This is a genomic window from Amycolatopsis tolypomycina, assembly GCF_900105945.1.
GTDB classification, from domain to species: Bacteria; Actinomycetota; Actinomycetes; order Mycobacteriales; family Pseudonocardiaceae; genus Amycolatopsis; species Amycolatopsis tolypomycina.
This window is the reverse complement of the sequence record NZ_FNSO01000003.1, coordinates 670,445-684,531: the sequence shown is the minus strand read 5'-3', so window position 1 is coordinate 684,531 and position 14,087 is coordinate 670,445. Positions and strand designations below refer to the sequence as shown.

Annotated in this window: 12 protein-coding genes; 6 read left to right on the top strand and 6 right to left on the bottom strand. The window is 71.3% G+C overall.

Features of this window, described 5'->3' with window-relative positions; genetic code table 11:
* Window positions 1–1,491: an adenylate/guanylate cyclase domain-containing protein gene (locus BLW76_RS08920; protein WP_091305355.1), complete on the top strand. Its 1,491-nt coding sequence runs from the start codon at window positions 1–3 to the stop codon at window positions 1,489–1,491.
* On the opposite strand, the gene BLW76_RS08915 is transcribed toward BLW76_RS08920, so the two are convergent.
* Complete coding sequence (locus tag BLW76_RS08915) at window positions 1,482–2,468, bottom strand: beta-ketoacyl-ACP synthase III (protein ID WP_091305354.1); 987 nt, start codon at window positions 2,466–2,468, stop codon at window positions 1,482–1,484. The two genes, BLW76_RS08920 and BLW76_RS08915, sit on opposite strands and share 10 nt — an antisense overlap.
* A 201-nt stretch (window positions 2,469–2,669) precedes the next feature.
* On the opposite strand from BLW76_RS08915, the gene BLW76_RS08910 reads away from it, so the two are divergent.
* The 3 genes from BLW76_RS08910 (at window position 2,670) to BLW76_RS08900 (ending at window position 4,935) form a co-directional block, all read left to right on the top strand.
* Window positions 2,670–3,143 (top strand): Lrp/AsnC family transcriptional regulator, encoded by a 474-nt coding sequence (locus BLW76_RS08910; protein ID WP_091305353.1) that lies wholly within the window; start codon window positions 2,670–2,672, stop codon window positions 3,141–3,143.
* Window positions 3,140–4,375 (top strand): MFS transporter, encoded by a 1,236-nt coding sequence (locus tag BLW76_RS08905; protein ID WP_091305352.1) that lies wholly within the window; start codon window positions 3,140–3,142, stop codon window positions 4,373–4,375. Before BLW76_RS08910 ends, BLW76_RS08905 begins: the two co-directional genes overlap by 4 nt.
* A gap of 155 nt (window positions 4,376–4,530) precedes the next feature.
* A complete protein-coding gene (locus BLW76_RS08900) occupies window positions 4,531–4,935 on the top strand; it encodes an SsgA family sporulation/cell division regulator (RefSeq protein ID WP_091305351.1) in 405 nt (134 codons plus the stop codon).
* 97 nt (window positions 4,936–5,032) lie between these two features.
* Here BLW76_RS08900 and BLW76_RS08895 read toward each other — a convergent pair whose 3' ends face one another.
* Window positions 5,033–6,136, bottom strand: a complete 1,104-nt coding sequence (locus BLW76_RS08895; protein ID WP_091305350.1) for a S1 family peptidase — start codon at window positions 6,134–6,136, stop codon at window positions 5,033–5,035.
* Between the two features lie 449 nt (window positions 6,137–6,585).
* On the opposite strand from BLW76_RS08895, the gene BLW76_RS08890 reads away from it, so the two are divergent.
* On the top strand, window positions 6,586–9,495 hold the full coding sequence (locus tag BLW76_RS08890) for an ATP-binding protein (RefSeq protein WP_091305349.1): 2,910 nt from the start codon (window positions 6,586–6,588) through the stop codon (window positions 9,493–9,495).
* Between the two features lie 160 nt (window positions 9,496–9,655).
* Window positions 9,656–10,264: a DUF1345 domain-containing protein gene (locus BLW76_RS08885; RefSeq protein ID WP_091305348.1), complete on the top strand. Its 609-nt coding sequence runs from the start codon at window positions 9,656–9,658 to the stop codon at window positions 10,262–10,264.
* Between the two features lies 1 nt (window position 10,265).
* Here BLW76_RS08885 and BLW76_RS08880 read toward each other — a convergent pair whose 3' ends face one another.
* From BLW76_RS08880 to BLW76_RS08865, 4 genes are all read right to left on the bottom strand, one after another.
* Complete coding sequence (locus BLW76_RS08880) at window positions 10,266–10,958, bottom strand: G1 family glutamic endopeptidase (RefSeq protein ID WP_091305347.1); 693 nt, start codon at window positions 10,956–10,958, stop codon at window positions 10,266–10,268.
* A gap of 186 nt (window positions 10,959–11,144) precedes the next feature.
* Window positions 11,145–12,200, bottom strand: coding sequence for an ABC transporter substrate-binding protein (locus BLW76_RS08875; RefSeq protein WP_208613242.1), 1,056 nt, complete (start codon window positions 12,198–12,200; stop codon window positions 11,145–11,147).
* Window position 12,201: 1 nt separating this feature from the next.
* On the bottom strand, window positions 12,202–13,116 hold the full coding sequence (locus BLW76_RS08870) for an ABC transporter permease (RefSeq protein WP_091305345.1): 915 nt from the start codon (window positions 13,114–13,116) through the stop codon (window positions 12,202–12,204).
* On the bottom strand, window positions 13,106–13,912 hold the full coding sequence (locus tag BLW76_RS08865; RefSeq protein WP_091305344.1) for an ABC transporter ATP-binding protein: 807 nt from the start codon (window positions 13,910–13,912) through the stop codon (window positions 13,106–13,108). Before BLW76_RS08865 ends, BLW76_RS08870 begins: the two co-directional genes overlap by 11 nt.
* Window positions 13,913–14,087: the final 175 nt, after the last annotated feature.

Genomic DNA, 14,087 nt, shown 5'->3' with positions numbered 1-14,087 from the left:
GTGCGCAAGATCGCCGTGAAGAACGTCCGCGTGGTGTTGCGCACCAGCCTGGGCTTCGCCGCGCTGGGCCTGGGCTCGAGCGTCGCCGGGTCCGGCGTGGTCGCGCTGCTGCTGGTGCTGCAGGGCCTGCCGGGCGACGTCGGCGACCGCGGCTGGGTGCTCGGCCTGACCGCGGCCGGGATCGTCGCCGCGGCCCTGCTCGCCGGGACGCTGTGGACGGCGTGGCTGCAGCGCCGCACCGCCGTCTGGTTCGTGCTCGGCCGCCCGCCGTCGGAGAGCGAGGCGCGCCGGGCGCTGCGGCTGCCGGTCGACATGGCCGTGGTCAGCGGCACGCTCTGGCTGATCGGCACCGTCGTCCTCACCGTGCTCGCCGGGGTGCTCGGCTCGGCCGACGACGCCGTCGGCATGGCCACGGTGATCGGGCTCGGCGGGCTCACCACCGTCGGCCTCACCTACCTGGCGGCCGAGTGGGTGGCGCGGCCGGTGATGACGATCGCGCTGGACGTCCTGCCGCCGCGCGGCTCGCTGCCGGTCACCGTGCTGACCCGGCTGGTCGTCACCTGGGCGCTGGCCGGCGGCGTCCCGCTGGTGGGGGTGCTGCTCATCGCCACCCCGCCGGAGCTGGGCTCGGGCGACCACACGGCGAGCCTGATCATGCTGTCCGTGATCGGCCTCGGCGTCGGCGCGATCAGCACGGCACTGCTGGCCAGGGCGGTCGCGGCACCGCTGCACCGGCTGCGCGTGGCGCTCGACGAGATCGCGCGCGGCAACAACGACGTGGCCGTGGACGTCGACGACTCCAGCGAGATCGGCAGGCTCCAGACGTCGGTCAACCAGCTCGCCGCCGGCCTGCGCGAGCAGGCGCGGATGCGGGACCTGTTCGGCAGGCACGTCGGCGCCGACGTCGCCCGCCACGCCCTGGAGTACGGCGCCTCCCTCTCGGGTGACGTCCGCGAGGTCACGGCGCTGTTCGTCGACGTCGTCGACTCGACCGCGCTGGCCTACCGCACCCCGCCGGAGGAACTGGTCGGGAAGCTGAACCGGCTGTTCGCCGCGGTCGTCTCCGCGGTCAACGCGCGCGGCGGGCTGGTCAACAAGTTCCAGGGCGACGCCGCCCTGTGCATCTTCGGCGCGCCGACGCGGCTCTCGGACGCCCCGACGGCCGCCTTGGCCGCCGCCCGGGCGATCCGCGACGCGGTGCGCGAGACCGGCGAGCTCGACCTCGGCATCGGCGTCTCCAGCGGCCCGGTGTTCGCCGGGCAGCTGGGGTCCAGCAGCCGGCTCGAGTACACCGTGATCGGTGACGCGGTCAACGAGGCCGCACGGCTCACCGAGCTCGCCAAGGGCGTGCCGTCACGGGTGCTGGCCAGCGACGCCGTCGTCTCCGCGGCGCTGCCGGGCGAGGCCGCGCACTGGGAGAAGCACGGCGAACTGGAGCTCCGCGGCCGCCAGGAGGCGACGCCGACCTGGACGGCGGCCGCTCAGAGCTGACCCAGGTCCGGCCAGCGCAGCACGGTCGAACCCCAGGTCAGGCCCGCGCCGAACGCGCTGAGCAGGACGCGGTGGCCCGGGGCGAGGGTGCCGTCGGCGCGGGCGTCGGCCAGCGCGAGCGGGATGGACGCGGCGCTGGTGTTGCCGACCCGGTCGATGTTGGCGACCACGGCGTCGGCGGGCATGCCGAGCTGCTTCGCCGTCGCCTGGAGGATCCGGATGTTCGCCTGGTGCCCGACGAAGCGGTCGACGTCGCCGACCATCCAGCCCGCGCGGTCCAGGACCGTGCGCGACGACTCCGCCATCCGCGCGCAGGCGTGCCGGAACACGGCCGTGCCCTGCATGGCGAGGAAGCGGTCGGCCGGGGTCTCCGAGAGCCGCCGCCGGGCGCCGCCGGCCTCGACCCACAGCAGCTCGGCGTGCTCGCCCTCGCTGTGCAGGTCGAACGGGCCGAACGCGCCGGGCTCATCGGCGTCACCGGCGCGGAGGAGGACGGCTCCGGCGCCGTCGCCGAAGATCGGGACGGTGGTGCGGTCGCCGGGGTCGACGAGCGTGGTGAAGGTGTCGGCGCCGATCACGAGCACGCGCTCGGCCAGCCCGCCCGCGATGAAGCCGGCCGCCGTGGCGAGGGCGTAGACGAAGCCGCTGCAGACGGCGTTGACGTCGAACGCCGCGGCCGTGCCGAGCCCGAGCCGGGCGGCGACCTGCGGCGCGCTGGCCGGGCAGGGCTGGTCGGGGGTGGAGGTGGCGAGGACGACGGCGTCGGCCGTGCCGCCCGCGAGCGCTTCGCGGCCCGCCCCGACGGCGAGGTCCACAGTGGACTCGTCCGGCCCGGCGACGCGGCGTTCGCGGATCCCGGTGCGGGTCCGGATCCACTCGTCCGAGGTGTCGAGCCGGGCGGCGATCTCGTGGTTGTCCAGGACTTTCGTCGGCAACCACGAGCCGAGACCGGTCAGCACGGCGGCAGGTGCGGGCACGGGATAGCCTCCCCACGCCGGCGGGTTGGCGGAGCGACCGGCTGGTCTTCCACTTCTATGGGCTACCCCCTGGTAGACCGGTCAGTTGTGTTCCACCTCACTCAGAAAGTTGTTTCATCTTCGCCTCGGACGGAGTAGTGAGCGACGTCACGGAGGAGTGAAAGGCGGCGAACTGTCGGGGGTGCCGGATAGCCTGCTGGGGTGCGGACACCCGACCTCGACCAGCTGGACATCGCCATCCTCGCCTGCCTCCAGGCGGACGCCCGCACGATCGCCGAAACGATCGGCGCCAAGGTCGGGCTTTCGGCCGCGGCGGTCCAGCGGCGGATCAAGCGGCTGCGCGAGGCGGGGGTGATCGAGCGCGAGGTGGCGGTGCTGTCGCCGGAGGCGCTCGGGCTGAGCATGACGTTCGTGGTGACGGTCGAGATGGAGCGGGAGAACCTCGCGGTCCTCGACGGCTTCCGCCGTCAGGTGCTCGCCGAGGACGCCGTCCAGCAGTGCTACTACGTCACCGGCGCGGCGGACTTCGTGCTGATCGTCACGTGCCCGGACATGGCGGGCTTCGAGGCGTTCACCCGGCGCATGTTCTTCGACAACCCGAACGTCCGGCACTTCACGACGAGCGTGGCGATGGACCGCGTGAAAGTGGGGCTCGGCCTGCCGCTCGACCAGTGAGCACGCGCCGGATCTTCCTGGCCGCGACGCTGATCGACGCGCTGGGCAGCGGGCTGTGGGTCCCCTTCGCCCTGTTGTTCCTGGTGCACGGGCAGGGCATGGACCTGGTCGACGCGGGGACGTCGTTGACGATCGGCGCCCTGCTGGCCCTCGTGACGGGCCCGGCGACCGGGGTGGCGATGGACCGCTTCGGCCCCCGGGCGCTGCTCATAGCGGGCAACCTGGTGCGCCTCGCGGCCTTCGCGGCCTACCCGCTGGCGCACACGAGCTGGCAGGTGATCGCGGTCTCGGCGGTGGCGGGTTTCGGCGACCGCCTGTTCTGGACGTGCAACGCGCCGATGGTGGCCCGGCTCACAGCCGGGGCGGACACGGACCGGGTGCTGGCGACGCAGACGGTGGGCCGGTTCGCGGGAGCGGGCCTCGGCGCGGCGGCGACGGCGGTGCTGCCGACGATCACGAGCCCATGGGCCTTCCACCTGCTGGCGTACGTGAACGCGGCGAGCTTCGCGGCGGCAGCGCTCCTGATCCGCCTCCTCCCCAGGGCACTTTCACGTGAAAGTGCCGCCACCCCCAGCCGGAAGGGGCACTTTCACGTGAAAGTGCCTGCGGGGAGCTGGCGGGCCGTCCTCGGCGACCGGGCCTTCACCGGGTTCTGCGTCACCCACATGGCGTTCACCCTCGCCAGCGCGAGCAAGTTCTCCGTACTCCCGCTCGTCGTCCGGGATCTCCTTCACGGTCCACAGTGGATCGCCGGGACCGCCATCACGCTCGGGACCGTGGTCGTCGTCACCGCGCAGCGGCCGATCGTCGCCCTGCTCGCCGGGCGGAGCCGGACCGCCGGGCTCGTCGGGTCCGCCGTTCTCTTCTCCCTCTGCTTCGCGCTGCTGATCCCGCTGGAAGCCGTGCCGCTGTCCGTGGCCACCGCGCTGATCCTGCTCACCAGCCTCGGCTTCTCGATCGCCGAAGCGCTCTTCGGGCCGACCGCCACCGCCGCGGCCGCCGCGGCCGCGCCGCCCGGGGCCGAAGGGCGGGCCAGCTCGATCTTCCAGCTCTCGTGGGGCCTGCCCATCGCGCTCGCGCCCGGCCTGCTGGCCGCGCTGCTCAGCGCGAGCAACGCCCTCACCTGGTCGATTCTGGCCCTGACCTGCGCATCCGCGGTCCCCGCGCTGCTCGCGCTGCGCCGGAAACTGCCCCACGCGCTGCGCGAACCGTCACCACCCGTGGCCGCGTGAGCGCAAGGGGTATGTGCCCGGTGTTACACCACAATGGACGGATGCAACCGATCAAGTGAACGTGAGACTTTCTCCGTCATGACCGTCCGCCCTGGTCATCTCCTTGCCGAACAGTTCGCGCCGCGCGAACCGACCGCGAGACTCCAGGAGGGGCCGTGCACACCGACGCCGTACACCAGAGCCAGTTCGTGCTGCTGAACGAGAGCACCACGCCCGTCCTGTCGCGCCTGTCCTACCACTCCCACGAACCCTTCGCGGTGACCGTGGCCTTCCGGACCGAACGCGGCCGGTGGATCGAGTGGACCTTCGCGCGTGACCTCCTGGTCGCCGGCCTCGACGAGCCGGCCGGCCTCGGTGACGTCCGGATCCGCCCGGACCTCTCCGAAGACGAAGACTTCCTCACCCTGGAAATCGAGTCACCGGACGGCTATGCGTCGTTCGAGCTCGAAGTCGAAGACGTCCGGACCTTCCTGGACGCCTCCATCGAACTGGTGCCGCTCGGCGAAGAGAGCGCGCACTTCGACGTCGACGGGCTGATCGAGGAGATCAGCAACGTCTGACCCGCAGACCTCCCATTCCCGCGGCGAGGAACGAAGGGCGGGTTTCGGGCGCGCTGGAGGCGCCCGAAACCCGCCCTTTCGCGGTTCTCGCGAAGACTCAGCTGGTCTTCAGCGTGGCGCCGGTGGCCGAAAGGGCCGCGCCGATCGGGTAGAAGTACGTCACGGACGTGTTGCCGCCGGACAGGATGCCCTGCGCCGAGTTGCCGGCGATGAAGCCGCCGCCCGAGTCACCCGCGGCCGAGCGGACGTTGGTCGCGGTCATGCCGTTGACCGTGCCCTCGGCGTAGCGGACGCTCTGGTTCTTGGCGCCGATGGTGCCGCAGGTCCAGCCGGTGGTCGAGCCGGCCTTGCAGACCGACGTGCCGGTCGCGGCGTTCGACTGGCCGCGCACCGCGGTCCCGTTGTTCATCGAAGCGAGCGGAGTCCAGCCGCTGCTGGTGTTGACCCGCGCGTAGTCGCCGCCCGGGAACCGGTACGTGCCCCACGAGCCGAGCGCGGCGCCGTTGGAGCCGGTCAGCCTGCCGCCACCGGTGAGCGCGGCGCAGTGCCCGGCGGTCACGAAGCCGGTGGTCGTCGAGAAGCCGACCGAGCAGCGCGACGAACCACCGATGTAGTAGGCGTCGCCACCGCGGATGTTGGCGTAGGTCGTCGGCTTCGACGCCGTCTCGCGGATCGTCACGACAGCTTTGTCCACACCGGACTTGACGAGGAACGCCTCCGCGGCGGCGCGCTGGCCCTGCAGCACGTCGAGGGTGACGCGGTTGGTGACGTCGTCGACGCCCCAGCCGGTGACCGCGGCGGGGGCCGCCTTGTCCGCGGCGTTGAGCGTGTCCACAGTGGAGTTGAGCTGGCGGGCGCTGAACCGCACGACTTCCGCTTCCGCGCCGGCTTCGCGGATCTTGCCGGCCAGGGCGGCGTTCGTCGTGGTGACGTGCGCCTTGCCCGTGACGGCGTTGTAGGTCGCGCCGCCGAACGCGTCGCCCAGCGCCGCGGTGAGCGATGCGGTGACCTTGTTCGCGACGTCCTCGCTCTTGAGCCGCGCGAGCGCCTGGTCGTGGGTCAGGCCAAGGTCCCGCTGCATGGCGGGCACGATGTCCGGGTTCAGCAGGTCCTGGCCCGACGCGGGGACGGCGGTCGCGGCCAGCGCGCCCGTCGCCATCACCGCGGTGGCAGCGGCACCGAGAAGTCTCGCGATCTTCATGCTTCTCCCTAGGTGTGGTTACGCGCGGCTCCGCACCGGCCACGCAGTGGTACTCCCCCGGGTGAGCGTCCCCGCAGGGGGCATTACGGTGCAATCCGGGCGGGCGGCGAATGGGTATACGCATTCACCGCGGACGAATCCCCTGCTCCAGCCGGGCTCAAGCGGCCGACGTCACCCGGTCGGACAGGTCCGTAAGTAGGGTTTCCGTGAACTACTTTGAGTAGCCACAGGCAGCACTCGAACGCGTGAAGCGACGTTCGAACGTGCGATCGGCCCGCGTTTCGCACGCAGGGTGACCCGATCCCGCCGCTTCCCGCAGCAAACCGGTGACGGTCGGTAGGCGGACGTGTGACAACAGCACCGGCTACGTATTCGGTGAAAGGTTTACGGACGGATCAGCGCTGCTTAGGCTCCCGCGCACAGTGCCCGGTGCGCGTCGAGGAGGTCATATGTGGCTGACCACCCCCCGCCCCACCTCGGTATCCGTCCGGTCCGGACCCGCCCGGCTGACCGGCCGCGACGCCGAGCTCGACGCCATCGTCGCCGTGCTGAGAAAGCGCCCGGCCGCGGTCCTCATCGAGGGCGAGCCGGGCATGGGCCGCACCCGGCTGCTCGCGGAGATCGGCAGGCGCCGGGAGTTCGACGGCGGCCGCGTCCTCACCGGCGCGTGCCAGCCACTGCGGGAGCCCTTCCCCTACGGGCCCGTTCTGGAAGCGCTTCGCGCGGTGGGCGACACCCCGCTCGGGCCGCTCAGCCCGGTCGCCGGCGTCCTGCGGCCGTTGCTGCCGGAACTCGCGGAAGCGCTTCCCCCGCGGCCCGAACCCCTCGCCGACCCGGTCGCCGAACGCCACCGCGTCTTCCGCGCGGTGCGGGAGCTCCTCCAGGCCTGCGGCCCGACGCTCGTGCTCATCGACGACCTCCAGTGGGCCGACGAGGACACCCGCGACCTCATGCGGTTCCTCGCCGGCGCGATGCCGCCGGAGCTGGCCGTGGTCGCCACCTACCGGTCGGCCACCGACGTCCGGCCCGGCCCGCTCGGCAGCCCCTTTCGCGCCGATCCGGCCGTGCACTCCGCCCGCGTCGCGCTCGGCGCGCTCGACGTCGCGGCCGTGCGCAGGCTGGCCGCCGACATCCTCGAGCTGCCCCGGGTCACCGACGAGTTCGCGGCGAAGCTGCACGAGTGCACCGCCGGGATCCCGTTCGTCGCCGAGGAAACGCTGCGTGCGCTGAAGGAAGCGGCCGAACGGCTCCCGGTCGGCGAAGTCCTGTCCGACCGCCTGCTCGAAAACCTCGAAGTCCCGGTGCTGCTGCGCGAAGCCGTCACCGAACGGCTCGCCGCGCTGCCCGAGCACGCGGTCCGGCTCGCCGGCGCGGCCGCGGTGCTCGGCGTCGGCGCCGAAGCCGCCGTGCTCGGCGAGCTGGCCGGGCTCGCCGACGACACCCTCCGCTCGGCGCTGCTCGCCGCTCTCACCGGCGGGGTGCTCGGCGAAGCCGGCGACGGCAAGTACGGCTTCCGGCACCCGCTGGCACGCAAAGCGGTCTACGACACGGTGAGCGGGCCCGAACGCGCGTTGCTGCACGCGCAGGCGATCCGGGTGCTCGCCGCGCAGCCGTCGCCCCCGCTCACCCTGCTGGCCCGGCACAGCCGCGCGGCCGGCCGCGTCGACCAGTGGCGCCACTACGCCGAAGCGGCCGCGGACGAGGCGATCACCCGCGGCGAGACGTCCCGCGCCATCGACCTCCTGCAGTCGGTGCTCGCCGAGCCCGGTCCCGCGCAGTCCGACGTCGGGCGCGTGGCGGGCAAGCTGAGCCAGGTCGCGCTGCGGGGATTCCGCCCCGATGTCATCGGCACGCTGGAGCGCGTCCTCGAAGAGGTGACGCTGCCGCCGTCGGTCCGCGGGTCGATCCGGCTGAGCCTCGGCATGCTGCTGGTCCGGACCATCGGCGGGCTCGGCCGCGGCCGGCTCGAGGTCGAGCGGGCGATCGGCGAGCTGACCGACCGGCCGGACCTCGCCGCCCGCGGGATCACCCTGCTCGCCCAGCCGATCGACGGGCTGACGCCGTTGTCGTGGCACGAATCCTGGCGCGCCCGCGCGGGCGAGGTGTACGAGCGGCTCGACGACCCCGAACTGCGGCTCGCGCTGACCGCCGACCGGATCGCGGCCGCCTCGCACGTCGGCGACGGCTCGGCGTGGACCGAGTTCGAAGCGCTGTCGGACACCGTCGGCACGGTCGCCGAGCGCGTCCAGCTGGCCCGGCTGTGGTGCAACCTGGCCGACGGCCAGTCGTGGGCCGGGCACCTCGACCGCGCCGAACGGCTGGTGACCGAGGGCGTCCGGCGCGCGACCGACGCGGGCGCGTTGTACGCGATCGGCCTGATCCAGGGCACCCGCGTCCGGCTGGACTGGGTGCGCGGGCGGTGGACCGGCCTGGCCGAGGCCGCCGAGCAGCTGCGGGACAGCTACCCGGAGCTCGGCCCCATCGTCATGGAGTCCTCCCTGGTGCTCGGCGGGCTCGCGGCCGTGCGCGGCGAGTTCGCCGCCGCCCAGCGTCACCTGGCGGCCGCGAGCGTCCACGCGCCGGACCGCGGGCCGATCCCGGTGGTGCTCTCGGCCGCCGGGGTGCTGATCTCCGTGCTGCTGGCGACCGACGACGTCGACGGCGCCTGCGCGGCGGCCGACACGGCGGTGGCCGCGGCCGGGCGCAAGGGCGTCTGGATCTGGGCGGCCGCGCTGGTTCCGGCGGCGGCGCAGGCGTACGCGCGCGCCGGGCGCTGGCCGGAGGCCGACAACGTGGTCGAGGCGTTCGCGCGCGGCATCGAGGGCCGCGACGCGCCGGTGGCCGCGGCCGCGCTGGTGGCCGGCCGCGCGGTGCTGCTCGAGGCGCGGGGAAAGCACCTGGCCGCGGCGACGTTGTTCGACGAAGCGGCGTCCGGCTACACCGCCCTGCCGATGCCCTACCCCGCGACGGCCATGCGCGAACGCGCGTCGATGTGCCGCCTGGCCGCGGGCAACCGGTCGGCGGTCGACGAGCTGACTTCGGCAGCCGAGGCGTACGAACAGCTGGGGGCGACCCGGGATGCGGGACGCTGCCGTCACCAGCTGCGCGAGCACGGCGCCTGGGCACCCTCGCAACGCGGACGGCGGGGGTACGGCAGCGAACTTTCGCCACGGGAGCGCGAGGTGGCGCGGATGCTCGCGGAGGGCCGGACGAACCGCGAGATCGCCGACGGGCTGTTCCTCTCGCCCCGCACGGTGGAACAGCACGTGGCGAAGGTGCTGCGAAAACTCGGGGCCCGCTCCCGGACGGACGTGGCCCGCAAGCTCCCCGGCGAGGTGACGACGGCACCGGCCGGCTGACCCCGCCCGAAACGTCATGAAAGAGTCGTTCATGACGTCTGGCGTAATGAAAGAGTCGTTCAGGACGCTCGCTGGCGGCCCGCGTTACCTTGGGCCGGTGACTGAAGAGGCACTTCCCGCGTGGCGGCGGCGGACTTCCGGCGAGACCCGGTGGCCCGCGATGGGCGTCGTCGTCGCGACGCTCGTCCTGCAGGTCGCCCTGCCCGATGACATGGCGCTGCGGCCGTGGTGGCTGCTGCCCGGCGTCTCCGTGCTGCTCGTCGTGGCGCTGCTGCTGGTCAACCCGGGGCGGATGACGCAGTTCAGCGCCGTCGAGCGGACCATCTCGCTGCTCATCGTCGGCCTCGTCACCGCGGTCAACGCCTGGTCCGCGGTGTCGCTCGTCTACGGCATCGCGACCGGCTCGGCCGGGGACCGGGCCGGCGCCGTGCTGGTGACCGGCGGGATCGTCTACTGGACGAACATCGTCGCCTTCTCCCTCTGGTACTGGGAGTTCGACCGCGGCGGCCCGGGCCGGCGGGCCGCGGGCCGGGCCGAGTACCCCGACCTGCAGTTCCCGCAGATGGCCGACCCGGGCCTGGCGCACCAGGACTGGGAACCGTCCTATCTGGACTACCTGTACTTCTCGTTCACGAACGCGGCGGCCTTCAGCCCCACCGACGTCATGCCCCTGCGGATCTGGGCGAAGCTGACGATGATGCTGCAGGCCGCCGTGTCGCTGGTGCTGGCGGTGATGGTCGTCGCCTGGGCGATCAACAACCTGAAGTGACTCAGTGGCGGGTCATCGTGAAGCTCTGGCCGTCGGAGCCGATCGCGCTCGGGCTCCAGGTGTAGCTGCCCTTGTCGTCGGCGTCCAGGCCGGACGGGCTCGTCGAGGCCAGGTTCGTGCCGTTGAACTTGACGCCGGTGAACTTGATGCCGCCGGAGATCGACGGGTACGAGTCCGTCGGCGACTCGATGATCGCCTCCGCCGACGCGTGGCTCGAGGTCAGCGACTTGGTGATCGACTTCGACCAGCCCTTGGTCGTGTCGCTGATGTCGAGGCGGTAGGTGTTCGTCGCCGTCCGGGTCACCGTGGCGGTGATGTGGTCGCCGGCGCTGACCGTGTTCGAGTAGTACACCGGTGCGGCCGGGTACATTTCGTACCAGGCCTGGTAAACCGGGCGGCCGCTCGAGCAGTCGGTGGCCACGCCGGTCTGTTCCACAGTGGACGATCCGTCGCCGTCGATGCCGACCCACGGCGCGAAGAGGTCGTTGGTGGACGTGCAGCTCACCGACGGCTCGGTCCAGCTCGCCGTCGCCGTGGTGAAGCTGCCGAAGCTGACGTACCCGCCCCAGTTGCCGCCCGAGAACTGGTGACCGTGGAAGTGTGCACCGAAGACGGCAGCGTGCGCGGTGCCCGAGACGGCCAGCGAAGCCGCCGCGGCGGCGACCACCGTGAGGACGCGAAGGGTTTTGGACATGCGGGACTCCATTCACCGATGGGGACCGGAAAAGCGTGTGTCCAAGTGTTGGTTTCCCACCGACAAGAAGGTAGCTACTTTCGCATGGTCTTCCATTGTCCGAAAAGACCCGTAAAGGCCTCCGCGGGGGAAAGAGGCCTTTACGGGTCCATATCGCTCACCAACCGCCCGGTCAGGTGAGCGGGGCTACTGCTGTGCCTGCGCGTGCGCGGCGTCCACGAACTGGGTCGTGTACGTCTTCGACAGGTCGATTTTGTCCTTCTTCGGCTTCACGTTGCTGGACGACTCGCCGAGCACCTTGAGCACGTTCTGCGCGCCCGCCGGGTCCATCCGGCCGTCCTTGGTGAACATCGGGAGGCTGTCCTCGAGCGACTTCACGTACAGCGCCTTGTCCCCGCCGGCGAACGACGGCGGCATCATCGCGGCGACCTGTTCCGGTGTGTGCGTCGAAATCCATTTCAGGGTCTCGACGTACGCATTGGCCAGTTTCTGCACGATGTCCGGATAGCGTTTCACGATTTCGCAGCCCATGTACAACGAGCTCGCCGGGTACAAACCACCCAAAGCGGCTTTCGTGCCTTCGACCGTGCGCATGTCGTAAAGCACCTTCGCCTGACCCGTGTTCGTCAGCTGCGCGATCGTCGGGTCGGTCGTCATGCCGGCGTCGATCGAACCCTGGTTCATCGCCGAGATGAACGTCTGCCCGGCGCCGACCTTCACCGGCGTGTACTCCTTCGACGTGACGCCGCCGCGCAGGGCCAGCGCCTTCGTGAGGAAGTCCGTCGACGAACCCAGCGACGTCACGCCGAGGTTGCGGCCCTTGAAGTCCGCACCCGACTTGACCTCGCCCGCCTTGGCCGTCGCGACCATCTCGGCCTCGCCCGGCACGTTCGCGAACTGCACCACGCTCTCGATGCACTGTTCCTTGGCCTGCAGGTCGATCGTGTGGTCGTAGAACCCGACGACCGCCTGCACCTCGCCGGCCAGCAGCGACGTCTCGGCGTTCGCGCCGGACGGCTGGTCGAAGAGCTCGACGTCCAGGCCCTGCCGCTGGTACGCGCCGATCTGCTGGGCGAGCTGCCCGGGCAGGTAGATCACCTTCGACAGGCCGCCGACCATGATCTTGATGTGCGGCTTGCCGGTGGTGCCCAGGGCGATCTCCCGCGAGTCGCGGCACGCGGTGACCCCGGCCAGGGTGACCGCGAGCGCGGCCACCACCCCGACTGTCCTTTTGAGACGCATGTCAGACCGCCTTGATCGCGGCTTCGGAGGCGGACGGCGGGCGCCACCGCAGCAGCCTGCCTTCCAGCGTGCTGATCCCCCACTCCGCCAGCAGCGCGACGACGGTGATGATCAGCATCCCGGCGTACACGCCGGCGGTGTCGAACGTGCCCTGTGCGTTGGCGATCAGGAAGCCCATGCCGGCCTTGGCGCCGGTGTACTCGCCGACGACCGCGCCGATCAGCGCGAAGCCGAACGCCACGTGCAGCGACGACAGGATCCACGACGTCGCGCTGGGCAGCACGATCGACTTGAGCACCTGGCCGCGGGTCGCGCCGAGGATGCGGGCGTTGTCGATCAGGTTGCGGTCGACCTCGCGGGCGCCGGTGAAGGCGTTGAAGAACACCGCGAAGAACACGAGCACGACGACGGTCGCGACCTTCGACGACAGCCCGAGCCCGAACCAGATGACGAACAATGCGGCGAGCACGATGCGCGGCAGGGCGTTGGCGGCCTTGATGAACGGCGCCAGCACCTGCGCGAGGTACGCGCTGCGGCCGAGGATCACGCCGAGGACGACACCGGCGATGGCGCCGATGACGAAGCCGATCGCGGCCTCCTCGACGGTCACCAGGATCTGGTACCAGATCGAACCGAAGTCGGTGCCGGTGCTGAACCACTCGACCAGCCGCTCCCAGATCTTCGACGGCTTCGAGTAGAAGAACGGGTCGATCCAGTAGGTGGCGGTCAGCTCCCAGCTGCCCAGCCAGACGACGACGATCGCCAGGCGCAGCAGCCAGATGTTGCGCTTGCGGCGCGCGGTGGCCTGCTTCGCGCGGGCCAGGATGTCCTGCTCGGTCTCCAGTACCGGCAGTATTTTCTCCTGCCCACCCGCCCCACCTGGCGCGGCCGGGGCCGCGGGGGTCTCAAGCGACATTGCTCGCTCCCTTCTCACGGGCCTTGTCGACCTCGCTGCGCAGTGATTCCCAGATGTCGGCGTACAGCTTGCGGAACTCCTCGGTCAGCCGCAGCTCCTCCACCTTCCGCGGCCGCTCCAGCGGAATCTCGAAGACGTCCTTCACGGTGGCCGGCGAAGTCGTCAGCACGACGACCTTGTCCGCCAGCGCGATCGCCTCGTCGAGGTCGTGCGTCACGAAGATCACCGCGGCACCGGACCCGGACCACAGCCGCAGCAGCTCGTCCTGCATCAGCGCCCGCGTCTGGACGTCGAGCGCCGAGAACGGCTCGTCCATCAGCAGGATCTTCGGCCGGGTGACGAGTGTCTGGGCCAGCGCGACGCGCTTGCGCATGCCGCCGGAGAGCTGGTGCGGGTAGTACTTCTCGAACCCGGCGAGCCCGACGCGGGCGATCCAGTCGACGGCCTGCGCGCGGGCCTCGGCCTTGGGCACCCCGCGGAACCGCGGGCCGGAGGCGACGTTCTCCAGCACCGAGCGCCACGGCATCACGGCGTCGGTCTGGAACATGTAGCCGACCCCGTCCGGAATGGACTTCACGTCCTCGCCGTTCACCCGCACCCGGCCGGCCGACGGCGGCTGCAGGCCGGAGACCAGCGAAAGCGTCGTCGACTTGCCGCAGCCGGTGGGGCCGACGACGGCGACGAACTCGCCGGGCTGGACGGTCATGGTCAGATCGCGGACGGCCGTGTGCACGGAACCGGACCCGCTCGGGAACCGCTTGGTGGCTCCGGTGAGTTCGATCAGTGGGGGAACCATGGTGGAGGTGACTCCTTCGTCACGTGGTGGGGCTCACGTTGGGAAGGGACGTTAAGTACGTGTGGCGCCGAGGTGAAGCTTGTCGACGTTCTCCGCGCGAGCTGTGCGTTCTGAATGTTTTGCTCATTTAGCGCACTGCCGTGACCTGGGGGTATGGTCCCCGCCATGCCAAAGT

Excerpts from the sequence above, each read along its gene's own strand:
- BLW76_RS08895 (WP_091305350.1), bottom strand. The coding sequence starts at position 6,136 with ATGAAGATCGCGAGACTTCTCGGTGCCGCTGCCACCGCGGTGATGGCG.
- BLW76_RS08890 (WP_091305349.1), top strand. The coding sequence starts at position 6,586 with ATGTGGCTGACCACCCCCCGCCCCACCTCGGTATCCGTCCGGTCCGGA.
- BLW76_RS08885 (WP_091305348.1), top strand. The coding sequence starts at position 9,656 with ATGGGCGTCGTCGTCGCGACGCTCGTCCTGCAGGTCGCCCTGCCCGAT.
- BLW76_RS08880 (WP_091305347.1), bottom strand. The coding sequence starts at position 10,958 with ATGTCCAAAACCCTTCGCGTCCTCACGGTGGTCGCCGCCGCGGCGGCT.
- BLW76_RS08875 (WP_208613242.1), bottom strand. The coding sequence starts at position 12,200 with ATGCGTCTCAAAAGGACAGTCGGGGTGGTGGCCGCGCTCGCGGTCACC.
- BLW76_RS08870 (WP_091305345.1), bottom strand. The coding sequence starts at position 13,116 with ATGTCGCTTGAGACCCCCGCGGCCCCGGCCGCGCCAGGTGGGGCGGGT.
- BLW76_RS08865 (WP_091305344.1), bottom strand. The coding sequence starts at position 13,912 with ATGGTTCCCCCACTGATCGAACTCACCGGAGCCACCAAGCGGTTCCCG.